The sequence below is a fragment of the Phormidium sp. CCY1219 genome (assembly GCF_035615515.1).
Classification (GTDB): Bacteria; Cyanobacteriota; Cyanobacteriia; order Cyanobacteriales; family Laspinemataceae; genus CCY1219.
In genome coordinates this window covers 35,789-59,998 of the sequence record NZ_JAJENT010000479.1, presented here as the reverse complement: position 1 = coordinate 59,998, position 24,210 = coordinate 35,789, and the positions used below count along the sequence as shown (strand labels likewise).

General features: G+C 50.8%; 19 protein-coding genes and 1 pseudogene. 11 read left to right on the top strand and 9 right to left on the bottom strand.

Going from position 1 to position 24,210, the window contains the following annotated elements:
- Positions 1–164: 164 nt before the first annotated feature.
- Complete coding sequence (locus LKK83_RS12310; protein WP_324631433.1) at positions 165–665, top strand: chemotaxis protein CheW; 501 nt, start codon at positions 165–167, stop codon at positions 663–665.
- Positions 666–1,071: 406 nt separating this feature from the next.
- Entirely contained in the window at positions 1,072–2,046 is a 975-nt protein-coding gene (locus LKK83_RS12305; RefSeq protein WP_324631432.1) for a glycosyltransferase family 2 protein, read from the top strand.
- Positions 2,047–2,070: 24 nt separating this feature from the next.
- Here LKK83_RS12305 and LKK83_RS12300 read toward each other — a convergent pair whose 3' ends face one another.
- Complete coding sequence (locus LKK83_RS12300) at positions 2,071–3,060, bottom strand: Gfo/Idh/MocA family protein (RefSeq protein ID WP_324631435.1); 990 nt, start codon at positions 3,058–3,060, stop codon at positions 2,071–2,073.
- A 412-nt stretch (positions 3,061–3,472) separates the two neighbouring features.
- Between LKK83_RS12300 and LKK83_RS12295 the strand changes: the two genes are divergently transcribed.
- Positions 3,473–3,766, top strand: coding sequence for a ferredoxin (locus LKK83_RS12295; RefSeq protein ID WP_324631431.1), 294 nt, complete (start codon positions 3,473–3,475; stop codon positions 3,764–3,766).
- Between the two features lie 166 nt (positions 3,767–3,932).
- On the opposite strand, the gene LKK83_RS12290 is transcribed toward LKK83_RS12295, so the two are convergent.
- Complete coding sequence (locus LKK83_RS12290; RefSeq protein WP_324631430.1) at positions 3,933–5,642, bottom strand: SpoIID/LytB domain-containing protein; 1,710 nt, start codon at positions 5,640–5,642, stop codon at positions 3,933–3,935.
- Positions 5,643–5,941: 299 nt separating this feature from the next.
- On the opposite strand from LKK83_RS12290, the gene LKK83_RS12285 reads away from it, so the two are divergent.
- The 5 genes from LKK83_RS12285 to LKK83_RS12265 all read left to right on the top strand — a co-directional run bounded on the left by LKK83_RS12285 (position 5,942) and on the right by LKK83_RS12265 (position 8,382).
- Entirely contained in the window at positions 5,942–6,202 is a 261-nt protein-coding gene (locus LKK83_RS12285) for a sulfiredoxin (protein ID WP_324631429.1), read from the top strand.
- A gap of 73 nt (positions 6,203–6,275) precedes the next feature.
- The gene (locus LKK83_RS12280; RefSeq protein ID WP_324631427.1) at positions 6,276–6,770 is read left to right on the top strand and encodes a Dps family protein; all 495 of its coding nucleotides are present in this window, start codon (positions 6,276–6,278) and stop codon (positions 6,768–6,770) included.
- 119 nt (positions 6,771–6,889) lie between these two features.
- Positions 6,890–7,291, top strand: coding sequence for a nitroreductase family protein (locus tag LKK83_RS12275; RefSeq protein WP_324631426.1), 402 nt, complete (start codon positions 6,890–6,892; stop codon positions 7,289–7,291).
- Positions 7,284–7,559, top strand: a complete 276-nt coding sequence (locus LKK83_RS12270; RefSeq protein ID WP_324631425.1) for a nitroreductase family protein — start codon at positions 7,284–7,286, stop codon at positions 7,557–7,559. The genes LKK83_RS12275 and LKK83_RS12270 overlap by 8 nt, the downstream gene beginning before the upstream one ends.
- Before the next feature lie 13 nt (positions 7,560–7,572).
- Positions 7,573–8,382 carry a helix-turn-helix domain-containing protein gene (locus tag LKK83_RS12265; RefSeq protein WP_324631423.1) on the top strand — a complete coding sequence of 270 codons (810 nt, stop codon included), beginning with the start codon at positions 7,573–7,575 and terminating at the stop codon, positions 8,380–8,382.
- 175 nt (positions 8,383–8,557) lie between these two features.
- Here the strand turns inward: LKK83_RS12265 and LKK83_RS12260 are convergent, their stop codons facing one another.
- The 3 genes and pseudogenes from LKK83_RS12260 to LKK83_RS12250 form a co-directional block, all read right to left on the bottom strand.
- Positions 8,558–9,010: a DUF1350 family protein gene (locus LKK83_RS12260; RefSeq protein WP_324631421.1), complete on the bottom strand. Its 453-nt coding sequence runs from the start codon at positions 9,008–9,010 to the stop codon at positions 8,558–8,560.
- Between the two features lie 156 nt (positions 9,011–9,166).
- A complete protein-coding gene (locus tag LKK83_RS12255; RefSeq protein ID WP_324631419.1) occupies positions 9,167–10,729 on the bottom strand; it encodes a reverse transcriptase N-terminal domain-containing protein in 1,563 nt (520 codons plus the stop codon).
- Between the two features lie 602 nt (positions 10,730–11,331).
- Positions 11,332–11,640 (bottom strand): annotated as a pseudogene (locus LKK83_RS12250) (DUF1350 family protein); the annotation flags it as partial.
- A 563-nt stretch (positions 11,641–12,203) separates the two neighbouring features.
- On the opposite strand from LKK83_RS12250, the gene LKK83_RS12245 reads away from it, so the two are divergent.
- Positions 12,204–13,424, top strand: coding sequence for a sensor histidine kinase (locus LKK83_RS12245; RefSeq protein ID WP_324631418.1), 1,221 nt, complete (start codon positions 12,204–12,206; stop codon positions 13,422–13,424).
- A 74-nt stretch (positions 13,425–13,498) separates the two neighbouring features.
- Here the strand turns inward: LKK83_RS12245 and LKK83_RS12240 are convergent, their stop codons facing one another.
- Both LKK83_RS12240 and LKK83_RS12235 read right to left on the bottom strand, forming a co-directional pair.
- Complete coding sequence (locus LKK83_RS12240) at positions 13,499–14,809, bottom strand: restriction endonuclease subunit S (RefSeq protein WP_324631417.1); 1,311 nt, start codon at positions 14,807–14,809, stop codon at positions 13,499–13,501.
- A 160-nt stretch (positions 14,810–14,969) separates the two neighbouring features.
- Positions 14,970–16,586: a type I restriction-modification system subunit M gene (locus tag LKK83_RS12235; RefSeq protein ID WP_324631416.1), complete on the bottom strand. Its 1,617-nt coding sequence runs from the start codon at positions 16,584–16,586 to the stop codon at positions 14,970–14,972.
- Between the two features lie 817 nt (positions 16,587–17,403).
- On the opposite strand from LKK83_RS12235, the gene LKK83_RS12230 reads away from it, so the two are divergent.
- Positions 17,404–21,105 (top strand): EAL domain-containing protein, encoded by a 3,702-nt coding sequence (locus LKK83_RS12230; protein WP_324631415.1) that lies wholly within the window; start codon positions 17,404–17,406, stop codon positions 21,103–21,105.
- 143 nt (positions 21,106–21,248) lie between these two features.
- Here the strand turns inward: LKK83_RS12230 and LKK83_RS12225 are convergent, their stop codons facing one another.
- The gene (locus tag LKK83_RS12225; RefSeq protein WP_324631414.1) at positions 21,249–21,521 is read right to left on the bottom strand and encodes a hypothetical protein; all 273 of its coding nucleotides are present in this window, start codon (positions 21,519–21,521) and stop codon (positions 21,249–21,251) included.
- Between the two features lie 260 nt (positions 21,522–21,781).
- On the opposite strand from LKK83_RS12225, the gene LKK83_RS12220 reads away from it, so the two are divergent.
- Positions 21,782–22,387, top strand: a complete 606-nt coding sequence (locus LKK83_RS12220) for a DUF3318 domain-containing protein (RefSeq protein ID WP_324631413.1) — start codon at positions 21,782–21,784, stop codon at positions 22,385–22,387.
- Between the two features lie 58 nt (positions 22,388–22,445).
- Here the strand turns inward: LKK83_RS12220 and LKK83_RS12215 are convergent, their stop codons facing one another.
- Positions 22,446–24,167 (bottom strand): glycosyltransferase family 39 protein, encoded by a 1,722-nt coding sequence (locus tag LKK83_RS12215; protein WP_324631412.1) that lies wholly within the window; start codon positions 24,165–24,167, stop codon positions 22,446–22,448.
- Positions 24,168–24,210: the final 43 nt, after the last annotated feature.

Sequence of the window (24,210 nt, the reverse complement as noted above, 5' to 3'; positions counted from 1 at the left end):
AACTCGTTCCCTGGCTCCGCCTGGGAACGCCCCACCCGAGGCTCCGCCTCCTCCTAAATAACTGTGAAAAATAATTTGCCCCCTTGCTTCTCAGTTCTCTATCTTTCTAAAAATTTCAAATAGTAAATTAAGTTAGATTTGTTGTTTATTTTTCTTAGATTGCCATGTTACCCACTCATCATGCTAATCGTCGATTCCGCAACCAAAAAACGGAACGCAAACGCACCCCAACCCGCAAATTGGTGGGGTTTGAAGTGAATCGAGAAACCTACGCCATTCCTATCGAACGGGTGCAGCGGGTTCTGAATCAATTTACGCCCCAAGGGGTTCTCGAAAGTGGCCGCAGTCTGGTAAAATTCGATGATGAGGTGATTACCGTGCTGGATTTGTCTCGCTTGTTCGTTCCTTCTGTTTCGGAAAAAACCAACGGTGAATATTTGATTGTCTGTTTGTTAAGTAATGGCGATCGCCTCGGTATTCCCATTCCCAATTTGCCCACGGTTATGGATATTCCCGAGGATAAATTCGAGCCGATTCCCGCTTCCTATCGGGAAGGCACGCAAAGCAGTATCCAAGCTCCCGAAGCATTGGAAAAGCTCATTTATACCGAATCCGGCGCGATCGCCTTTTATCTGAATGTAGACCGCTTACTCCCTGCTGTATAATCTGCCCACCGGCGATCGGGTCAGCAGCCACCGGAAAATTAATAATTGCAAATTCCCAATTTACTTTTTCCTCGGCTATACGTTATTGTCCATAATCATTCCCCTGTCTCCCGGCTAAACTATACAAAAGATTTCGGTTTTATATTTAGTGCGCTTTCAGAACCGTGGGAGGAGGCATGAGAGGGGGAAAAGGGCAGAAGTGCCGATCGCGCTGCCGGGGGATAGCAATGGCGAAGGTGGGGAAGCGATCGCGAGTCAGCAGGTCAGGGCAAAGCGTAACAAATTTTCAATTTCCAATTTCAAATATTCAATCCTCAACTCAATTTGCAGCAGAAGAGCTCATTTGCGGTGCATTCATGGCATAATCGCACTCGTGGCCTCGACGCGACGGGAAAGCGGAGGAACCATGAGCGCCAAATATTCGTTTGTGGTGCCGATTTATAACGAAGAACAGACCATAGAAGAACTCTACCGACGATTGAAAGCCGTCATCGATCGCCTCGATAGTGCAGCAGAAGTCATTTTCGTAGATGACGGAAGCAGCGATCGCTCCTTACTGCTGCTGCGACACCTGCGCGATCGCGATCGGCGGATCTGCTATCTGAGCTTTGGGCGTAATTTCGGGCACCAAATTGCCGTAACTGCCGGCTTAAACTTTGCCCGAGGGCAAGTGGCCATCGTCCTAGATGCCGACTTGCAAGACCCACCCGAACTGATTCCCGACTTAATCGCCAAATGGCAACAAGGCTATCAAGTCGTCTACGCCCAACGGCGATCGCGCGGTCAAGAAAACTGGTTTAAACGCTGCAGCGCCTACCTCTTCTATCGCCTACTGCGGAAACTCGCCGATGTAGACATCCCCTCAGACACCGGCGACTTTTGCCTGCTCGATCGCCGCTGTATCGACGCCCTCGACGCCATGCCAGAACGAAACCGCTACATTCGCGGATTGCGCGCCTGGGTGGGATTTCAGCAAACCGCCATTGAATTCGATCGCGACCCCCGCTTCGCCGGCGAAGTAAAATACAGTTTCCGCAAATCCTTCGCCTTAGCCCTCAACGGAATCGTCGCCTTTTCCAGCGTCCCCCTGCGCCTGTCCACCTATCTCGGTTCCATCGCCGCCGCGATCGCCATTGGGATGGCCATTTTAGTCATCTACTGGCGAATCTTTTATCCCGACTCCCCCTTAACCGGTTTCGCCATCATTATGAGTTGCAGCTTCTTCCTCGGTGCGGTGCAACTCATCTGCATCGGCATTTTAGGCGAATACATCGGACGCATTTACGAAGAAGTCAAAGGACGCCCCCTCTACACCCTCTCCGAAGTCGCCGGATTTGAAGCCAACCGCGAAAAGACCACCGGAGACGGAACCGAGAATTGAGCAATTTTGAATTCAGCTTTTCCCTCAATTCTCCAGAGAAATGGTTTCCTGGGTTTGTGCTGCCCGACGGACCGCATCCGCCACTTTCAGGGTATAGGCGCTAGCCGTCGGTTCCACGTAAAGCGGTTTCCCGGCGGTTAAATAATCCAGGACCATCGTGGTATCTCGGGCAAATAAACCGCGACGAGTGCCCACCGAGAGGGGAGTCACCTCATCGAGGCGCACCAATTCCCCCCGATCGCCATCAAAAATCAGCGTACCTTTTTCCCCATGCACTTCAAATTTCCGTTCCCCTTTCGAGAACTGGTCTCCTTTCCCATAAATCAAATCCGCGATCGCCCCACTGGTAAAACGAAGCTGGGCCGTACACAAACAAGCGGTATAGTAGTCCGGTTCCGACGCTTCCCAGAACCTTGCCTGAGCGCTTACCGTAGCCACAGAGCCAAATAAATCCGTAAAGCGATGCAGGCGGGAAAGCGCCCCGACGAAGGGAAAGCCAAACAGATTGAGATTGTAAGTCCACTTCAGGGGAACCGGGCGTTGCGGGGTGATGGTGGCGTAGCGGGCATAGGTGACTTCTCCGGCTTCGGGCAAGGAGGCTTTCAGGGCATTATGCAAGCCTCCCAAGAGTTCGATATGCTCCACATGCAGCAGTAATTGGCGCTGACTTGCCAGAGAAATTAATTCTTTGGCGGCGATCGCGTCGAGACAGAGGGGGTATTCCACCACCACATGCTTGCCGGCTTGCAGCGATCGCGCCACGATGTCCCCATGAGCGGAATTAACCAGGGAAATCATCACCAAATCGATATCGTTGCGTTCCACCAGTTGTTGCCAGGATCCGATCGCCTCCGCTTGGTAAGTTTGAGCGAATTGTTCGGTTTTCATGGCGGTATGACCTGCCACCGCCACCAGGGTGGCGCGATCGTCTCCTTGCAGGGTCTCCGCGCGCAATTTGGCGGCAAAACCGGTCCCCACCAACCCGACTCGAACGGGCAATGGCAGGGGTTTCACAGGAGAACTCGTTGCAGCGCTGGGATGAGAATTGGTGTTCACGGGCTTTTTCTGGGTTGGTGCTTGCAGTTGATATTCCGGGACGGGAGTGGCGATCGCCCCCCTCGCGATCGCGATCGATTTTACCACGCCCGCCGTGCCCCCCCCAGGTCCTCCCCCCAGAGGCGATCGCTGCCAAACCCTCATTTCGTAAGGGTTTTCCCCTAGGTATAAGTAATCAGGATGAAATTAGAAATTTTTATAATAAATTTTGTTGAAAATATTGGGAAAATCGGTGTTGCAAGCTTTGTTTTTTCCCGTAATATCAGAGATAGGCTTAACCTATAAGCAGTGTTGCAGGTTAATCAAGACGCAACATCTGTATTAGGAGAACTTATCTTTTAACCAGTCGATTACTTGAGAGGATCGCGAAATGGCAACTTACAAAGTTACCTTAAAAATGCCCGATGGCGAGCAGACCATTGAAGTGCCCGATGACGAGTACATTCTCGACGTGGCCGAAGAACAAGGTCTGGATCTGCCTTATTCCTGCCGTGCAGGCGCTTGCTCTACTTGCGCGGGCAAACTGGACGCTGGCACCATCGACCAGTCTGACCAGTCTTTCTTGGATGACGATCAAATCGAAGCGGGTTATGTGTTGACTTGCGTTGCCTACCCCACTTCTGATTGCACCATTACCACCCACCAAGAAGAAGAACTCTACTAGAAATTAACAATTGGAGTTCGATCCCGAGGTTTCCTCGGGATCGAACTCGTAGATCGGCTCTAGAGAGGGGAAATCAAAGCCTCTCGACTCCAGCCTGTTTCCAAGAGCGAACAAATTAATTTCCTCAAAGGGACGCGCGATCGCGCGCCCCTTTGCTGTTGCTACCTCACCCTTGGGATGCAGTGGGCGGGAGAGACTCGAGGGGGTCGCGCCAGAAGATAATGTCTTCATGGAGGGTCTCGATTTGAGTTCCGGGATAGTAAAATTCCAAAATGCGTACGCTCGACCACCCCAACTTGGCTAATTTGTGGGATCCGGTTTGACTCAATCCCACCCCATGTCCGAATCCACCACCCACAAAGGCATACCCTTTTAACGTTTTATCCGCACCGTAAACCCGTTCCACGTAAAAAAAGGTACTCAACGGCGCGTAAAATGCACGGAGAATTTCGTCTTTCCTGAGGATGATGCTTCCTTTATCGGTGGTGGCTTTCACCGCGATCGCCCGCCCGGCCCGACTGCGCTCGACTACCTCAATTCCGGTTACAGTATTAAAATTCGCCAGGGCATGTTTCTTTTCGACCAAATACTCCTTCAGGTCTTCATTGGTCTGTGCCAAGGGAGAGAATTCCCGCCAGCGAAATAAATCCCACTCCTCTTCATTAAATCCTTTTTCCAAGCTGAGAAACCGTCGGAAGTTTTGCTCGCTTGCCAAACTGTTGCGCGATAAGTCCCACAGATTGGCTACGGAGTCGATGACGGCGGTGAGGTAGGGTCGCCCTTCTCCGTCCCACATGTCGTTATAGGGGGAGGTGATTCCCCCGGTGGTGGAAGAATACAGGGCGTCTACTAATTCGTTGTTGTAGGTCAGCACTTTTCCCGCCGTGGCGGCGATCGCGATATCTGCTGGTTCCCAGGTTTGCCCCAGACCCTTATAAACCTGGCACTGGGTACTGGCGCATAGTTCGTAGTTGTCGATCGCAAATCGTCGCAGGTTCCGCAAGGCATAGGTGCGCGCGATGATCGCTTGCGCTTCTACCGCCGCATCTGGGGCATTGGCTCCAATTTCATGGGGCACCACGCCGCGCAAGTAGGTCTCCATCTTCACGTCATTCACTACGGTGAAGCTACCGTAGGCGTCGGGTTGCACCCGCAATGTCCCGCCATATAACCGGGGATTGCGATCGTCTTTCCCTTTGCTGACTTGAATTCGATTGTTGTTCGCGAAAATTTCTAGCCGATCGCGGTGGTAGCGAAATCCATCCACTACCCAGGTGGGTTGAGGCACCTGCTGCCGGATCTCGGTGTCTAAAAATGCCAGTTCGTTCCCTTGCGCTTGCAGGCTTTGCAGCAGCAACCGCCGCAGTAATGGGGTGCTGTAAACTTCCCGCTTCGCCCATACCTGCCAACGCCCGGGGTAGGCAAGTTCGACTTCGAGTCCCTGTTTGCGCCAGTCTTGGGCGCTTTGTTCGGCATTCTCAAAGCTGCGATGGGTACTCAGCACTAACCGCTCTTCGACAATGGGTTGTGCGAGGGGTTTCATCTCGATTTCTAGTTCCAGTTCGTTCACTGATTGGGTGACGGGGGTGCCGTCTCCTCCCTCAAACCGGACAAATAAGCGATCGCCGCTCATGGGTTTGAAGATCAGTTTATCCCTGGCTTCCCTGCCAAATCGCTGCACCACCCCCACTTGCAGTTCTCGGTTGGTGATGCTATTCCCCCACACTCCCTCGGTAACGACTCCCCACCAGCAAATTGCACTCAGCAGGGTGCCGGAAATTCTCCTCAACCACTTTCGGGTTGTCGGTGTCTTGGGGTCGATCTCGCGATCGCCAATCGCAATTGGTTCTCTGACGCTTGTTTTGCCAAAAGCCATAACGCTCGCTCTGTGTTTGATGGGCTGGGTTTTTTTTGCCCGGGTCTGGTGGTTCGATCCGGTTTGCTCCTACTTTACCCAATCTCGACAATTTGTATTGTAAAAAGGGGGGACTTCTATCTAACCTCTATTCTCCCCGGAACCTGCGATCGCTTCGGTAGTCCAGATGACGATTTCCCCGATCGCTCCTCCTCCCCTCCCCTCTTCCCCCTTCTCCCCTAGCTACTTCTACTCATGGCAAGTCGAAGTCATTATGAGTATGATTTAGTAAAGCACTTAAAATAGAGAAAAACCTGCTGATGAGAATCGAAGAAATTCCGATTGACAAGATTCGCCGCCCCTTACCGCGAACCAACGACCCGGAGAAAGTCGCCGCCCTGATGGAGTCGATTGGGCAAGTAGGCTTACTCGAACCGATTGACGTGCTAGAAGTGGATGGGCAATACTACGGCTTTTCCGGATGCCATCGCTACGAAGCTTGCCAACGCTTAGGCCATGAAACCATCCGGTGTAAAGTTCGCCGCGCCCCGCGATCGGTATTGAAAATGCACCTAGCGTAGCCCAGATTGGTCATCACCTCTTCATCGTTTGATGAGAAAATAAACATATTCTCGTTTTTTGGAGGCTTGCCTCATGGGCAAAGATAAAAAGAAAGCGCCGCAAATCAATCTCGGCATTGACGAAAAGGATCGCAAAGAAATCGCCGAAGGGTTATCGCGGGTGCTTGCCGATACCTACACCCTTTATTTGAAAACCCACAATTTCCACTGGAACGTCACCGGTCCGATGTTCCAGACGTTGCACCTGATGTTCGAGCAGCAGTACAACGAACTGGCATTGGCGGTGGATGGAATTGCCGAACGCATTCGCGCGTTAGGTTTCCCAGCTCCCGGGACTTACAGCGAATTTAGCAAGTTAAGCTCGATTCGAGAAACCGAAGGGGTGCCTTCCGCCACCGAGATGATTAAGCTGCTGGTGGAAGGTCAAGAAACAGTGGTCAGAACCGCGCGATCGGTGTTCCCGATCGCCGACAAAGTTAGCGACGAACCCACTGCAGACTTATTGACCCAGCGAATGCAGGTTCACGAAAAAACCGCTTGGATGTTGAGAAGCCTGCTGGAAGACTAGAGGAGGAGTAGGGTGGGCAAGTCCTTGCCCACCCTACAGCTACAGCTTTTGTCAAGTAGGTTGAGGCGATCGACCTACTTTTTTTTGCAGCCCTAACCCCGGAAACTTTATAAGGTAGAATGACCATTGAAATACAACCAACCTTGGGCTTAAAAGATGCGATCCAACAGCGTCGCGCGGCCAGAGCATTTCATCGAGATCCGATTCCCCCGGCAATTTTAGAAGCCATTTTGCGCTTGGGGGTGCGATCGCCCTCGGGGTACAATCTGCAACCGTGGCGATTTATTGCACTTCGCGATCGCGACAATCGAGAGAAACTAAAAGCCTGTGCCTTTGACCAAAGACAGGTGGGCGAGGCCCCGGTGGTCTTGATTTGCTGTGGCGATCGCCGAGTCACAGATTCCGAGTACATCGAATCGGTGATTCAACTGGGCAAACAAACCGATGCGATAAACGAACAATATGCCCAGATGATGCGAGAAGCGATTCCGCAACTGTTCGAGAGCCGCCCTTATGCATGAATCCGTCGAAGCCTGGACCAACCGCCACACCATGCTGGCTGTAGCGCATATGATGATTGTTGCCAAAAGCTTTGGTGTAGATAGCTGTCCGATGGAAGGATTTGCCAGCGATCGCGTCAAAGAGGCATTTAACATCCCCGAGGAAGTGGATGTTTGCTGCTTGCTAGCCCTTGGATTTGCGACCGAACCATACAAACAGTATGGCGGACGGTTCGATATCGATCGCGTTTGCTATAGCGAAAGTTTTGGCGAACCGTTTGTCCTCTAATTGGCGATCGCCAATGGTTGGTGATTCCCACTTTCGGGAACACTTACAATTAATTGCTAAACCGTCTGCTTCCCCCTTAACCATGATCGATCCACAACCAACCCTCAACCCTCAATTCCCCACGGAGAGTGACGCTGTAGATTACAGCCAAAAGTTGCAAGGGTTGATGCAACAAGTGGGAATTTCCAGTTTTCGCGCCCTCTCTCGCGCGGCGGAGGTTTCCCACTGGCAGGTGCGACAGCTTCGACGGGGGCAAGCGCTGCAAATTCGCGGGGAATATTTGCTCAAATTAGCGGCGGCCCTGCAAGTGTCGGTAGCGGATCTGCTGGCTAACTTTTCTCCGGGCGGCGATCGCCTCTTGGTGGAAAGCGCCGCGTCAGCAGAAGCACCCCTCCCCACTACGCACAGTGCCACCGACAGTCCCAAAGCCGCCAATTTCGCCGAATTGCAACGAGAGTACGAACAACTGCGCTTGGCCATGCAGCAGCAGCGGGAGTCTGTGATGCTCGAATTTCAGCAAGCGAGTTTGGAAACCCTGGAATCTTGGTTGCGACAATGGCCCACGGCGGCTCGTGCGGCTCAGAAAAATCCCGAGGTTCCCGCCACCCGTCTGCTACCCTTGCTCGGTCCGCTAGAACAGTTGCTCCAGCAATGGGAAGTGGTACCGATCGCCGCCGTGGGTTCCCAAGTCGCTTACGATCCGCAACACCATCAGCTCATGGAAGGCACCGCCCAACCGGGGGATCCGGTGCAGGTTCGTTACACCGGCTACCGCCACGGCGATCGCCTCCTTTTCCGCGCCCAAGTCAGTCCGCTGCCGTAGACTTACCACAAAGTTAGAAAAAAGTCAAGAGTAAAATTACTCATTTTTTGACTTTTTTCTAAACTTCAGGGTAACAGGTTAACAACAATCGATGACATTAAAGACCTGGAGGGTGGGCAACAATTTGCCCACCCTACCCGCGTGGGTTAGGTGAGGGTGTCCGGAATCGGTGAGGTTAAAGTGGATTGAGCCAGCGAAGGATTTCGCGCGTGAGGCCCTGGGGTTCGCGGTAGAGTTCTTGACGCAACCATTGAGCGATCGCATCTAAGGGAGAGAACTCAATCCCCGGTTTCCACCCCGGATCCTGACTCAAAGGCGTCAGATGGTTACCCGGGAGGGTGAGGATCGTCACCATATCCGGGAAGCGAGTTTCCAGGACCGGGAGCAACAGTAAAGTTTGGTCGATGGTATCCTCCTTAAATTTAACCACAAGATTGCGCCGGACCTGATAGCCCGAGGCAATAATTTCGTTCGTTTCTTCTGGGTCTGGGGTAAATTCCACCGCAAAAGACGAGGGAACCGTTTCTAACCACTCTAAAAATGGAATCGAACGACGTGCCGGATAATTGTTATAAGAAATCAGCACATTACCCGCGCGATCGACATCAAACAAACTCCCGATTAACAAATGCAGTTAAACTAAGCAATTTCGTCACCGAAACTGCTCGTCTTCAGAACCCTGCGTGAAAGTTTCCCTTCACAAGGCTCCTCTTTTCGATACTCCGTTTCATCGGCACTTCTCGCAGCATGGCACTCCGAAGTCGTAGGGTAAGCAATATCCAGCCTAAATTTCTTCTGGGGTTAATTGTTGTCCCGATAATGGGCCAGATTCCCTCAGTCGCGGACCCCAATAAGACAAATCCCCATCATAAGGAGAAGCATCTCCCCGGACTTTCAGATGACGGACAATGGCAGTTTCGGCATGTAACGCCAATCGGTCGTGTGGATGAGAGGCAAACACCGAGTTTTTCGACCCGATCGCCTGCCAATATTTTTGCTTCACCCAAGCATTAGACTTATGCGGATGGCGGCGTTTTGCCCATCGTTTTAGCTTCAGGTGAAGGTCGTAATCCAGGGAAGAAAAGGTTTTCTTTGAACTCACACTACAGAAATAGCCACACCAATGATTGATGAGCGGATTCAGACAAGCGATTAAAGTAGATTGACTGGCCGCTTGATGGGCTTTAATTGCCGCCTTTATCTGTTTTTTGTGAGCTTTAACCGCCGAATTAGAAGGCTGAATCAGGGTTTTGAAACCCAGCTTCGAGTGATATTTTCCCACCGGATACTGGCGGATATGAAAGCCTTGGAAATCAAACCCTGGTGGCGTTGCTTCATGGGAGTCGAGGGTATGAGCCAGACGAGTGTTTTCATCCCGCAGAGATAAACCCATTGTTTGCAACCATTCGCCAGCGATCGCCCGACACTGCAGGAGAACCGCTTTATCCGGATGAAGGAGAACCAACTGGGCCGCATAGCGCACCACAGTCAAGCCAGTTTGGGTGTCCCGATCGGGGACAAATAGAGTATTGGCCAACTGCATCAGGTGATTTTCCAGACCATCCAGGGCGATATTCAGCAGCAAAGGGGCGAGGATTTGAGAAGGGAAAAAAGCAGACTTTGAGGGATTGAATTCGAGCGGTTCACCTACAGCAGACCAAGCGATCGCCCCCGTTTTTAACCAAGCTTTCACCAGGCGTCGAATTGGGGAAACAGCGGCCATTTTCTGCGCCAGTGCTTGCGGGTCGATTTGGGGTAAATTGACAGACAAATCTGCGGTCAGCACATACTGGGGTTGAGCCTTAATGCTGGCATAAATTGCCGCGATCGCATCCTTGTAACTTCTGCCCGGACGGAAACCATAGCTATTTGGGTCAAACTTTGCCTCCCATTCCGGTTCCAGTGCAAACTTTACCAGATATTGCAAGGCGCGGTCTTTCATCGTGGGAATTTGCAAACGTATTTTTTCCCGACCATTGGGGAGAGAAACTTCCAGCGAGCGAAGCGGTTGTCCGCCCGTTAACAATTCCAGTTCCTTAACCAGGGTAAATCGTTGAGCCGCGCCCAAAGAAGTTAGGCCATCAATTGCCGGAAATTGCCCATTAGAATTATCCGCACAGACTTGAGCCACGGCAAGAGTTTTGGCCGCGCGAGACTTCAGCAAGAGCCGTTGTAAGCGGCGGAGTGATTTAAGATTGCCAGAGCGAGAAGCGTGATAGATTCCCTTTTGTAGGTGGAAGAGTTGCCGTTCCAACTGTTTCCAGGGAAGGGTTTTCCATTGTTGGCCAGCGGAGTTTTCTTCCAAACTACCGTCATCAGGTTTACTGTCCCGAGCGTTTGCGTTCATATCTACGAAATTCCGAGTCTATCGATTATCGAAAAGTCGGTACGTCAGCCTATCTCGTTCGTTACGAATCGAGCATTTGCTTCTTACCGAATCCTACACCTCTAACAACCTCCGAGATGGAGAAATTGCCTCTTGGGTGAGTACGCAATCCGAGAAAGGGATTGAGAGTCGCTAGAGGGTTTCCTCGTTCCGAATGACCTTTAATCGAGGGGTTAGGGCGGTACTTTCCACCGGGTTTATGGAAGTGCGTGATGGTCAGACAAACAACTGCCATCTCCAGATATCCAGTGCCGTTTGGCTCCAGCTTTTTTTGTGCCTAATTGAGCTGGTGATGGGTGACGATGGTTCGGACGTACCTTCGGAATCTACCCATATCCTCTTGCTTGAAGGGTACCGAGTTAGGCCCTCGGGATTGCCTCCTTTCATCCCCGCTTTCCGGAGTGATGCCCAGTCGTTACCGGAGGGGAAGTGCTGTCAGCGCTGCACCTGCGCGGCAGGATTTTCACCTGCAAGGTCATTCAGTTGTCAAGGTTCTATTGGGGAACCTTGCTAGCATTCCAATGCCCGATTTAGGGGCAAATTTCAGCTAAACGAGTCGCACGTTTGCATCCCATACTGTGTCCGATGCCGTAAATTGGAAGATAGCGCTTGGGTAATTTGCGCGATAAGCGAAGTTGTTCGATGCACCATTCAAAGCGATCGAGAACCTGGTGGGCGATCGCCGCATGATCCAGGGTATTGACAAATGGAGTGGCGACAATCGCATAGCCTTTTAGGCTAAGCTGTTCGAGTAGCCATCGGTAGGTGACTTGCGGGGCCGCCGCCACGAAAGCGCCGCCAAGAAAATGGACGATACCCTTCGGGTGGGGTGGAATATGAACCCAGTTCCCAGAAATTTCTTGCCAGTTCATGCCAAAGTCTCTTTGTTAGTTGAATCCGCGATCGAGATTTTCATTTTTTATTTTAATGGATTCGCGCACAGCAGGATATTCGGTAATTGCGTTTCCAGGCTTTTGTGTAGTTTGCAGGAGCAACCAAGCGGGGAATCTTACCTCAGAAAACAAGCCAGGGGGAGAATTGGACGGACTTTTTCCCGTCAAAGGGGATAAATGAGGGTTGGTAAGGGGTAGACTGATTGCTACAATTGAAGGATAATCAGAGAAACTATTTTTGGCAAAGGGGAGTAAGACGATGGAAGAGACAGGGAGGTGATTTGAGAAGGGAGGCGCAAACCTCCACTTAGAGCACAGAGATGGGGGTAAGGATGAGTACACTTGATTGGAGAATTTTCCCAGCGATCGCTGCTGCGGAAGCAATCCAGGGGCAATCCACCGCGCGATCGCATCGCCGACCCCGGAGTAATGGTAAATTGAGAAATTTTACCGATTCTTGGGAGTTTTAGGTAAAATCTATCGAAAAATACTCGACTGTCTATTTTATAGCCACTAACAACAAACGAGCTGTAGCTGTTGCAATGATGAGCCAATCTTTTATGGTTTCTATTAGTCAATCTTTGGCGAATAAACTTGATGTAATCCTTGAAAAATGGAAAGAAAAAGTTCGAGAGGATGCGAAAATAGAAAGTTCAAAAAATTTATCCGAACCAGCGTTACAGAACTTAATTCCTGAGGTACTTAAGGCGATGGTTTCCGCTTTGGATTATCCGGAAGACGATGATTTTGAAGTGGTGGCGCAAGCCAGTTTGGGTCATGCAGTGGAACGGGCGGAAAATGGATATGATGCGGAAGAGATTGCCCGAGAATATCGCTTTTTGCGGCAAACGATATTTTCAGCATTAGAGGAAGATTTTTTAAAACTGACGCCCCAGCAATCCTATCGGGCATTTCGGATAATCGATGCGGCGATCGACCAAGCTAGCGCCTATTGTTTTCAAAGATTCGTGAAAGAGCGCACCAAAAAGCTAGAGCAGATTCAGCAGCAACTCACCCAAACGAATGAAGAACTGACGCGGTTGCTGAATTTGAGTCAGCAGAGCTTTTCGCAACTGGCGCACGAGTTTAAAACGCCGTTGAATTCGATTATGGCTTATTCGCAAATGCTTTTGCGCCAGCAACAGGGGAAAACCGAGTCGGATGCGTTGAATATCGATCGCATCGAGCGCGTGTTGCGTTCTTCGCGACAATTACTGGAAATGGTGAATAATTCGTTAGAATTGTCCCGGGTTGAAGCGGGAACTGCCACGTTGAAACTAATCGAAGTGGACGTGCAAAGTACCCTGGTTACCGCAATTGAAACCATCGAACCCCTGGCACAAAAAAAAGGATTGGAGTTACGAATTTTTAGCGATTTGGCACCGGAACGAGTGGTAACGGATCTGTCGCGCTTGCAGCAGATTTTGATTAACCTCTTGAGCAACGCAGTGCGTTATACCGATGATGGTTCGATAAGCATTTCTTGCGAAACTTTACCCGAGAACAAATGGTTGCTCAGCATTAGGGATACGGGAATTGGAATTTCGCCAGAAGATCGAGAAAAAATCTTTCAGCCCTTTTCGCGGGTGGGAGTGAATATCGCGCCAGAAAGGGAAGGAAGTACGGGGTTGGGATTGGCGATCGTGGCGCAACTGGTGAAACTGCTGCAAGGAGAGATTCACATGATCTCGGAAGTGGGGGATGGATCGGAATTTAGCGTGGTTTTTCCCATAGAAGTTAGCGTAACCAATCCTGAAAGTTAAGCGGATGATGGAGAAAAAGTGCCCACCCCTGAGCGATCGCGCCAGGGGATTGCAGGGGAATAGCGGGGTTTGGGTTAGGCAATTTGACAGAAGCGATCGGCAATATCCACTTCTCCAGAAAGCAGTTTAGCCAGGAGTAAGGCGCGGGTGCGTTTTAGGGTAGAATTTTTGGCTTGTAAGGCTTGAATTTCCGAACACAGAGGGTCGAGGGTGTCTATAAACTGACGATGGATGTGGCGATCGGGAAGTGCGATCGGCAACTTGCGAAATCCACTCAAATTAATTTCTCGATACATCAACCCCGACGCCAAACTAAAAATCCAGTCTCGATTTTCTTTAATCCAAAAATAGAGATAATATGCCGAAAGTTGTTCGTTGGGAATGCAGGTAATAAACCCTTGATTCGTGGAAGCTTCTGTGGTATTGATTGCCACCACCCCAATAGTTGCCCGGGAAGTCATCATCACCGAATAGGGCGGAAAAACCCGAATTTTGCTGTTGCGTCGCCCCAAATCAGTAATTTTGTTGGCAGATTCGGAAATAAACATGGTGCCCGACGCGGTTAAATCCGTGGTTCGATACCACATCAGGGTGCCATTCGCCCAATATTCCGGTTTTTTCTTCGAGGGAGTATCGCCGCCGATGGTATCCACCACATCCCCGATCGCCTCCACTTTCCATCCCACGGGAAACATCTCTTTACCCGTGACTTCTCGTTCCAGATCCGTTGCCCGACGCATTTCTAAATGGGGCAAATTCAATTTAACAAACCACTCATAATAAACCGTTTGCGCCATTGTTTCCAATAACTGAATTCGGCGATCGTTATTGGCAATTAAACTATCGTAGTCCGACAGAATCTCGGTAATCTTGTACTGAGTGGGCAGATCGGGATAGTAAATTGGCAGGGATTTCAGCGACTCCAAACTAACATAAGACTGCACCACGCCAGCTTTCAACCCGTGCAAAGCATTTTGAAAAATCGGAGTTTTTACCCAGTAATAAAGATAAAGCGGCGAGATAAGATGTTGATTGGGGCGTAAAATAGCCACACTGCTAGAAATGCCAAAATAATCTTCCGGTTGCACTAAATACGGTTCGCCAATACTGCCGATAATCCCGAATAAAACATCTCCTGCTTCGGGTTTGCGGATCGCTTGAATATTTCTACAGAAATGTCTCTCAAAATCCTGGCCAGAAATATAGTCAACTTTTGACAAATTCAAGCTATTGGGCTTGAGATTTTTAGCGGTTAAATAAAGCACGCCGCTATCTTGTCGTTTAACTTTGGCGTGGATGCCATCTCCCACGAGACAACACTCGCCAATGCGTTGCACGGTCCAATTTTGATTTGGCTTGACGGGGAACTTTGAAAATGTAGTCACATTCACACCTCTAGCGCGTCGATTCGGATTCAAACGGAACCCATTAAAAAAAATGGGGAAACGAGAAGGAGAGAGAATCAAATGTTCGGGAAAGAGAAAGAGAGAAAAACGACGCCAAAAGACTGACGATGGGAAAATGTTGCCCTTCAAGCTACAGATATTACACGACTCGTTTCACCTTGTCAAAATTATCTGTTTTCCTTGCTTCAGTGGTTTGGAGTAAATGAACCACTGTTTGAGAAATGCGTTGTTCCAGTTCTCGGGATTGAGTGCTGAGGGTTTCGAATTCTTCATTGAGTTGCTGGAGTCTTTCGCTAAAATCGAAATCATCTTCCGGTTTAGGTGGAACGCCAACATAACGCCCTGGATTGAGACTGTAACCTTCTCGTTCGATTTCTGCCAAAGTCGCGATGCGGCACAATCCGGGAACGTCTCGATAGATGTTGTTGGGAAAGGTTTCTTCCCAATCGGGTAAAGTGCCGTAAGCGGGAACGGCGGGATTTTTTCGAGTGTGTTCCGGTAAAGTTTCCACCGATTCAACCGTTTGACCGCGATACATGCGGACGATGTTGGAGAGGAAGTGAATTTGTTCCGGGCTAAATTGACGATGGGAACGATAAACATGCTGGTAAAATTGACGGGCGTCGATAAACAGCACTTTATCTTTGCGCGGAGAATAGACTTTCGCGCGATCGAGAAACCATAACGTACAAGGCAATCCGACACTGTAGAAAAAGTGGGGACCGACGGCGATGATAACATCAATTGCCCCAATTGACAGGAGTTTTTGGCGGAATTCCAATTCGGAACCTCGGGCATCGCTGGCGGAATTTGCCATAACAAATCCGGCGCGACCTTTGGAATTGAGGGCGCTATAAAATAACTGAATCCACAGGTAATTGGCGTTGTCGATGCGAGGCAGACCGAAGGGGAAACGGGAGTCGTTTTTGAGTTTTTCTTTGTCTACTTTGTCTACGTTAAACGGGGGATTGGCCATGACAAAATCGAATTTGCCCAGGCAATTGTGGTCGTCTTCATAGTAGGTATTGCTTTGGCAGATATTGCCGGCGAGTCCGTGAATGGCGAGATTCATGCGACACAGACGAACCGTTTCGCCGATGCGTTCTTGTCCGTAAATGCCGATTTCGGTGTTGGGATTTTGCTGATGTTTTTCGATGAAAGCTGCACTTTGAACGAACATGCCGCCACTGCCGCAGGCGGGGTCAAAAATTTTGCCGTGAAAGGGTTGGAGAATTTCGACAATCAGTTTGACCAGGGAGGTGGGGGTAAAGAATTCGCCGCCTTTTTGTCCTTCACTCATGGCGAAGTGACTGAGAAAGTATTCGTAAATTCGGCCAAAGGCGTCGCCTTCGATGTCGAGGGCGATCGCGTTAAAGCTGGTCAGCAATTCTCGCAGGATGTCGTTGCCCAGACGATGGTAAGTTTTGGGCAAGACGTTTTTGAGCGTGGGATTTTCTGCTTCGATCGCCAGCATTGCTTGATTCATTGCTTCACCAAGATTGGCGTTTGGCGGCAGATTTAGCAAGCTATCGAACCGCGCCTCTGGGGGTAGGTACAAGAAATTCCCCGCGAAATTGAAAGGGCGATCGCTGCGGCGATATTGCTGCACTTGTTTCGCAAAATTATGGTCGGCATACCGCAAGAATATCAGTCCTAGCACGGGCAAGGAATATTCCGACGGTTTGAGTTTTGAATTTGCTCGCAATCGATCGGCGGCATCCCATAGCCGCTTTTCAAGTTCGTAATAGTCTGGCATTTGTGATTTGAGTTTCCAATTGACGTCAAGGCGATAAGTGGAACACTATCGCTCAGTCGGGTGTTGACAAAAAGTTTATTATATGCTAAGAATCATGCTGAGTAAAGTCCATTTTCTCCACCGCCGCGTCTGCATCGGGTAAAAATAGCGCGATCGAGACGCCCGCGAGATTGCCCGAGTTGAGGAGAAAATAAGCCCCTGACCAGCCCTAACCTCCGCCCCAGCAAAATCTAGGGATGGAAACGGCTGCCAGTGTCGGAAAAATCCGGAGTAAAATACCGCCTTTTCAAGGGATAACAATTTCTGTAGGCGCTATTTTTAGCGCCCATCGATGGGATGACCCGCGTCAATTGTCTGAGGACACAGATGGCAGAATCAGCAAATTTTAGCCATTCAATCAGAATGACTTAACGGTTAGATGACCCAGGCAATTGCAGCTCAACTGGGAAAAAACGCCAGGGTTGCCGATTGGCAAGGGCGGGTTGCCGAGCTGAGGCAGCAAAGTCCCGGGTAAAAAATGATAAAATTGACAGTAAATAAAGAACAGATAACCTGGAAATCCCGAGGACAGTAACAAAAATCACTCTACCCGATAGGAGAAATCGGCTAGGCTACACCTATTTTCCAGGGAAGGAGGACAACGGTGGGATCCGAAATCAAAGCAATGCCCTGCCACGGGGACTGCCAAAGCTTGCCAACTTTTTGCAAGCACTTGCGCCACCAGCGACAGCACCGTACTGTCTGGAACTCGAAGAGCGAGCGATCGCGCAGATTGGGCTTTCAACGGAGTGGCGGCGTGCAATGGTAGGCAGAAAAAGTGGCTGAACGCAACCTAACAGGACAACTGCGGCAATCAATTGTCGTGTATGCAGCAGTAGGGATGTTGGCAATTGGGGTCATCATTTCCATCGCCAGTATGGTGCCCCTATATCGGTATCTGAAACAAGATGCCCAAGAAAATCTGCTGTTGGCGGTGCAAACAAAAAGCCAAGCCGTGGAGGAGTACCTATGGCGAGTTCGAGACGTTGCCGAACAGATTGCCAGTCGCAGCAAAGCGCGCGAAGCGCTAGAAAATTATAACCAAGGGGAGGTGAAGAAGCCCGAGTTAGCGGCATTCAGCACTCCTTTGCTCGCCGACGCCTTGAACCAATCTCCCGAAATTGTCGGCATTACCCGACTCGATCGCGCCGGAAATCCGGTGGTGCAGGTGGGGAGGCCCATTGCGCGCCATCTCTGGCAAGTCCCCACAGCGGAAGGGAAAAAAGCGATCGTCTCTCAACCCATCCGCCTGCAAGAGCAATTTTACATTGTTGCCGGTGCGCCGATAATGAACAAACAATCCCAACGAGTCGGCACTGATATCGTTTTGTTTGATATTGCCAGACTGGTGGACATTCTCCAAGAGTTTACCGAATACGAAAAAAACGGAAATCTCCTGTTAGCGGCGCAGCAAAATAATCGCATCGAGCAGTTATTTCCCTTTGAGGGCGAGACCCCGGGTGTGCCGTGGCAAGATAACGTTTTAGCCGCAACACTTAGAGAAGCGATTGGGGAAGAAAAGGGATTAATGATGACCAAAAATGCGGCGGGTTCTACAGAAGCGATCGCCTACGATTGGTTGGCTAAAAACCAGTGGGTGCTGTTAGCTAAAATACCCCCCGAGCAACTCTACGCACCCCTGAGACAGCAAATTACCATCTTAGCCGCAATGATGGTAGTTTTTCTCATTTTAGCCACCGGCGGTATGGTACTGCTGCTGCGCCCCCTGACCGGCAAAGTGCTGCTGCATACCGACGAATTAGAACGACTCTTGGAAGAAAAAACCGCCCATTTGCAAAGGGAACTGCAACAGCGTCGCCGCACGGAACGGTTATTAGCCGCTCACGCCCGCGAGAGTGCTGTAGTGGCAGGGTTGGGGCAATGGGCACTAGCTGGGATGGACTTGTCGAGCCTGATTGAAGAAGCCGCACGGCAAGTGACGCAAACCTTAGAGGTAGATTTAGGCTTGATTTGGGAATGGGTCGAAAATGAGAATATTTTGCGGTTGCGTGGGACTGCCGGCGGTTGGGAAGCCGAACTGAAAAAAGCGATCGGGAATGGAGTGAGAGATTCCCAAGAGTATTATACAGTAGTCACCAACGAACCGGTGCGGGTGGAGGATTTGGGTGAAGAAATGCGCTTTTCGCCGTGGGAACTGTTGGTGCGGTGCGGAGTGGTGAGCGGCATGAGCGTGCTGGTGCCCGGACCGGCGTGCCCGTTTGGGGTTCTGTCAGCGTACAGTTTGGAAAAGCGGCAGTTTAGCAATGATGACCTGTATTTTTTGCAGTCGATCGCGAATGTGTTAGCCACGGCGATCGAGCGTCAGCAACAGGAAAAAGCCCTGCGCGAAAGTGAAGAGCGATATGCGTTGGCGGTAGCCGGTGCGAATGACGGACTGTGGGACTGGAATCTCAACCGAGATCGCCTCTATTTTTCGCCGCGCTGGAAGTCTCTGCTGGGATATGAAGATGAAGACATCGGCGATCGCCCCGGAGAATGGTTCGAGCGCGTTCATCCGGAAGACTTGGACAGCGTAAAAGCGGCGATCGCCGATCATTTGGCCGGCGTTACCCCTCACTTCAAGAGCGAACATCGCATGTTAGACGCCAACGGCGAGTATCGCTGGATGCTCAGTCGCGGACTTGCGGTACGCGACAGTGAGGGAAAACCCTACCGCATGGCCGGTTCTCAAACCGATATCAGCGATCGCAAAGCCACCGAAGAACTGAATCTGCGTCTCGCCGCTTTCCCCAAACACAACCCCAATCCCGTCCTCGCTTGCAATCCGAATGGCGAGATTATTTACGTCAATCCCGCCACCGAGCGGGTGTTAGACCAACTGGGAATTGGACTCGCCACCGGATTTTTACCCGTCAACCATCGGCAAATTGTGGCTACTTGTCTCACACAAGGCAATCGCGGTTGGCAGGTGGAACGGCAAATCCACGATCGCGTCTATTCCTGGCTCTATCACCCGCTACCTTCACTTCAGGTGGTACATATGCACGTGATGGATATCAGCGATCGCGCCTCTGCGGAAGAAAAACTGCGTCACGAAGCTCTGCACGACAATCTCACCGGCTTGCCCAACCGCGCTTTTTTTCTCAATCGACTCGGTGCTGCCCTGGAACGCGCCCAACAGGATTCGGATTGTTGGTTTGCGGTGGTATTTCTGGATTTGGATCGGTTTAAAGTGGTGAATGACAGTTTGGGGCATACTATCGGCGATCGCTTGTTGATTGCCTTCTCTCGCCGACTGCAGGAGTGCGTCAATCGTCGGGATGTTGTGGCTCGGTTTGGCGGGGATGAATTTACCCTGCTGGTGGAAAATCTGCACCACATTGACGATGCGATCGCGATTTGCGATCGGATTCACCAGGCTCTCGCGTTGCCGTTTAATGTGAGCGGCTATGAAGTGTTTACTACAGCTAGCATCGGCATCGCCCCTAGCTGGATGGGCTACGATCGCCCGGAAGACTTGCTCCGCGATGCTGATATTGCCATGTATCGCGCGAAAGCTCGGGGCAAAGCCCGCCATGAAGTGTTCGATCGCCGCATGCTCGATGGGGCAGTGGCGCTGTTGACGTTGGAAAATGACCTGCGCCGCGCGATTCTCAAGGATGTGGAACCGCGCAATAACGGACATCTCCCATCGGCGATCGCCCCGCCAACCTCTCGGGTGCGGGTTTCTTATGGCAATCCTACCAATGGCAAGGGTTGTCTGCCCTCGAGTTTGGATAGTTCGGAATTTTTGGTGTACTATCAACCGATTGTGAGTTTGGAAACCGGCTTGCTTTCCGGGTTTGAAGCCCTGGTCCGCTGGCAACACCCAGAACGCGGCTTGATTTCTCCGGCAGAGTTTATCCCGGTGGCTGAAGAAACCGGTTTGATCCTGCCTTTGGGAGAATGGGTGCTGCGCGAAGCTTGTCTGCAAATGCAACAATGGCAAGGGTTATATCCGAATCCGCAACCTTTGAGCATCAGTGTGAATCTCTCCGGGCAACAGCTCTCTCAACTGGATTTGATTGCCCGCATCGATCGCATTTTAGCGGAAACTCATTTGCCTCCGAGTCATTTGAAGTTGGAAATTACTGAAAGCGTGTTGATGGAAAATGCTGCATCCGCCGCGCAATTGCTGGAACAACTGCGATCGCGCAATATTCATTTGTGTATTGATGATTTTGGTACCGGGTATTCTTCTCTGTCTCACTTGGCTCAGTTTCCGATTAATACGTTGAAAATTGATAAGTCTTTTGTGATGGGAATGTACGGGGATAACGAAAATGCGGAAATCGTCCGGGCGATCGCGATGCTCGCCCATAACCTCGGCATGTATGTCACCGCCGAAGGGGTGGAAAAAGAGGAGCATCTGGTTAATCTCTGGGCACTGCACTGCGATTTTGGCCAGGGCTATTTCTTCTCCAAACCTCTGCCGAAAGATGCTGCCGAAGCCCTCTTGAAAAAGTGCCCTCGGTGGTGAAAATTGAGAATATGAAATTGAGAATATGAAATTGAGAATATGAAATTGAGAATTTGAGATTGAGAATGGCCTTGGGATCGATCGCAATTCTCCCGGAAATTGTGACCAATCCCATTACCACACAGCGTGCATTTTGTCAAGGATTACAGGAAATCCTCTGGTTGGGGTGGTTCTCGATTAGAGAACTCAGAGGGGGGGCGATCGCTACTCCAGGCCCACCAAACACAGCCACATTCGCCACACTCGTAAAACTCCTGCCATTTGCGACGGCGATCTTCCGTATAGACCGGCGATCGTCGATTGATCCAAACCCGCGCAGCTTCCATCGGAGTTGCTTTGCAGGAGGGGCAGCAGAACTCGTGAGCGTGAACTGCGCTCGTCGTCCATTTCGGCACAATTGGCTCAAAAGCTTCCATATTTAGAACTTGATTTAAACGCGATCGGGTCTCGCTCGAGCGCCTGAAACAGGCATTCCCAGGAAGGTGAAAACCGCCCGGGGTAAACACTAGGGGGGAATCTAGCCGATTGGGATTGAAATCGAGCAAAAACTCCACAACCCTAAGCACACAGAGCACGAGTTACCGTATTCTATTTAATTGTAGGACTCTCCCTGATTTTATGGTCGATCGCCCACCCATGAAGTCCACTGTAAAATCCAAACTCTAAACCCCCTATCATGGATCCATCCGCAGAAACCATTCGCTTGCTCGATCTGATGCCGGCTAGCGGTCGAATGATGACAAAACTCGTCAGCAAACCGCAACAATCCACGCCCATCGAGAGTCCCTTTCCCATGCCTTGGGCCACCAACCGACCCATTTACATTAATTTTGACTTGTGGCGCAGATTATCCAAGCCGCAACGAGACATGCTCCTGCTGCGAACCGTGAGCTGGGTACTCGGCGTCAAATGGTTTAAACCCGATTTATATCAAGGAGTGGCGATCGCCGGCGTAGTCGGCACCTTAGTCGAACTGGTACAAGGCGACGCCGTAGGTATTTTAGCCGCTGGAGCCTTAACCAGCCTTGCCGGTGCCCAAATCTGGCGCATCACTCGCCGCACCGAAACCGAAGTCGCCGCCGACGAAGCCGCCCTCCAAGTCGCGCAACGACGCGGCTACAGGGAAACCGAAGCCGCCAGTGCCTTAGTTCAAGCCATTGAAGCAGTGGCGAAAATAGAGCGGCGAAATTTAAACTTTAGCGAACTGATTCGCACCCAAAACTTAAAAGCGATCGCCGGAATCTCCCCAATAGGTATTCCCGAAGAAGGCATTCGGGAGTGAGGCTGTTTAGCCGCCTTCCTCGTTCCCAGATGAGGCTGGGAACGAGAAAAATGATTAACTAACGCGAATAAATCTGCAAATTAAACTCATCTAATTCCATCGTCCCGGAAAGTTGCAAAGTTTCCGAAGAAAGGCAAGATGAAAGAGTCTGACAAAACGCCTCATCCAGTAACCGTTCTACCTGTTGGTTTTGCGCTGGGGTGGCATTTGGCGACCACACGGATTTTTCTGCATCTAACCAAAGAATGCGAGAATAGGGGGAATTGTCAGCATTGAGAACCTTCTCTAAAGCCGGAGCCAAATCGGCGGGATCGCGAGCTAATAAGTCAACATTTGCTGTGGGGGGAACGTAATAAGCCAAGCGCAGAACGTGACCCCAGGCGCGGGAATTCATCGCGATTAAAGTGGGGGTATTCGGTTGAGAAGCGATCGCATCAGCAACCTGGTGAAACATGGCGCGATCGCGAACCGTGTAGTCGAGAATGCCCACCGTTAAAAAAAAGACTAACAAACCGCTCGCCGCCAGATTACGCCACCGACCCGCCGCCCGTTCTATCCAGACCGCCAGTAATAATAAAAAACCGGGTAAAATAAACAGAACCGCGCGTCCCCCGCCCCAGCCTACGGTAAATTTAGTAGTTAAACTATCGACGATAATGCCGAGGGTCAGGGGCAGAACTGACAGCAGCAGCGCCACCGTGAAGGATTGGCGTAAGCCAACTTTCCACAGATGAACGATCGCCGCCAAGAACAGCGCAATCGCGATCGCCCCAGCCACCATCACCGACGCCGGTGGGAGATTGCTCGTCCACTCTCCCAAAATGAACTGAGTGCCGAAAAATGTCAGTACGTCTTGCAGGTGCCTGAGCGCCACCGACTCTCCTTCATTGGCTCCAAACTGATCTAGAACGAAGCGAGCATTTCGCAATTGTTGGCGTACTCCCCACAGGATCCAGGGCACGGTGAGCGCTCCCGCCAGTGCCAAACGCACCCCATGCAGGAACCATCGTCGGCGATCGAGATAGAGGGATAAAACAGCCAAGCTCAGTGCCCAGTAACTAAATAAATAATTGGTCAGCAATCCCGCCGTGACCGAGCCAATTAAAATAGCACTCCAGGCTAACTCAGCGTAAAGCGATCGCCGTGGAGATAAAGCGGAAACATCTCGGTTTGTTACCTCAGAAGACAGATTTTTTCGCCCCGTCAGATTCAGCATTGCCCAACCGCTCAATGCCGCCCAAAAGGGCAAAGCACCATGCATCCTGAAATGCAGAGATTGAGCCAGGTAAAATGGATTTGTAGCGAGTAATGCAGCGACAATCAGTCCGCCGCGATGGCCCAGTAATTTGCGTCCCAACCCATAAACCGACGCGATCGCTGCAATACTCATCAAGACCACCAAAGAGCGCATGGCGATTTCGCTATTCCCAAACAGCCGCATCCAAAAATTATGAAACAGGTAAAATAAAGGAGCGTGCTGGTTGTTTGTAATGCCGCGCAGAACGTTGGCAAGATTGGCCGCCATCTCGGATAAACCGGAACCCGGGGGAATATGTAAGAGAGCGGTATAGCTGTCTAGGTTAACCGGGACTTCTCCGGGATTGCTATAGACATTTCGCTGGCCGGAAACAAAAACTATCGATAAGGCTTCATCATACCAATATTCTCGGCTGCCGAGATTGATAATTCGCAAAAAAATGCCCAGGGCGATCGCCGCGATCGACACCACATTCAACGAAAATCGCCCTAGAGCTTTAAAGCGCGGTTGGCTTTGGGTCATAATCCTTGGAAAAGTTCATCGCAGTTCAAGTGATTTTAACGGT

Bases quoted from the DNA above. Each gene is read 5' to 3' on its own strand.
- LKK83_RS12310 (WP_324631433.1), top strand. From the start codon at position 165: ATGTTACCCACTCATCATGCTAATCGTCGATTCCGCAACCAAAAAACG.
- LKK83_RS12305 (WP_324631432.1), top strand. From the start codon at position 1,072: ATGAGCGCCAAATATTCGTTTGTGGTGCCGATTTATAACGAAGAACAG.
- LKK83_RS12295 (WP_324631431.1), top strand. From the start codon at position 3,473: ATGGCAACTTACAAAGTTACCTTAAAAATGCCCGATGGCGAGCAGACC.
- LKK83_RS12290 (WP_324631430.1), bottom strand. From the start codon at position 5,642: ATGGCTTTTGGCAAAACAAGCGTCAGAGAACCAATTGCGATTGGCGAT.
- LKK83_RS12285 (WP_324631429.1), top strand. From the start codon at position 5,942: ATGAGAATCGAAGAAATTCCGATTGACAAGATTCGCCGCCCCTTACCG.
- LKK83_RS12280 (WP_324631427.1), top strand. From the start codon at position 6,276: ATGGGCAAAGATAAAAAGAAAGCGCCGCAAATCAATCTCGGCATTGAC.
- LKK83_RS12275 (WP_324631426.1), top strand. From the start codon at position 6,890: ATGACCATTGAAATACAACCAACCTTGGGCTTAAAAGATGCGATCCAA.
- LKK83_RS12270 (WP_324631425.1), top strand. From the start codon at position 7,284: ATGCATGAATCCGTCGAAGCCTGGACCAACCGCCACACCATGCTGGCT.
- LKK83_RS12265 (WP_324631423.1), top strand. From the start codon at position 7,573: ATGGTTGGTGATTCCCACTTTCGGGAACACTTACAATTAATTGCTAAA.
- LKK83_RS12255 (WP_324631419.1), bottom strand. From the start codon at position 10,729: ATGAACGCAAACGCTCGGGACAGTAAACCTGATGACGGTAGTTTGGAA.
- LKK83_RS12245 (WP_324631418.1), top strand. From the start codon at position 12,204: ATGATGAGCCAATCTTTTATGGTTTCTATTAGTCAATCTTTGGCGAAT.
- LKK83_RS12235 (WP_324631416.1), bottom strand. From the start codon at position 16,586: ATGCCAGACTATTACGAACTTGAAAAGCGGCTATGGGATGCCGCCGAT.
- LKK83_RS12225 (WP_324631414.1), bottom strand. From the start codon at position 21,521: ATGGAAGCTTTTGAGCCAATTGTGCCGAAATGGACGACGAGCGCAGTT.
- LKK83_RS12220 (WP_324631413.1), top strand. From the start codon at position 21,782: ATGGATCCATCCGCAGAAACCATTCGCTTGCTCGATCTGATGCCGGCT.
- LKK83_RS12215 (WP_324631412.1), bottom strand. From the start codon at position 24,167: ATGACCCAAAGCCAACCGCGCTTTAAAGCTCTAGGGCGATTTTCGTTG.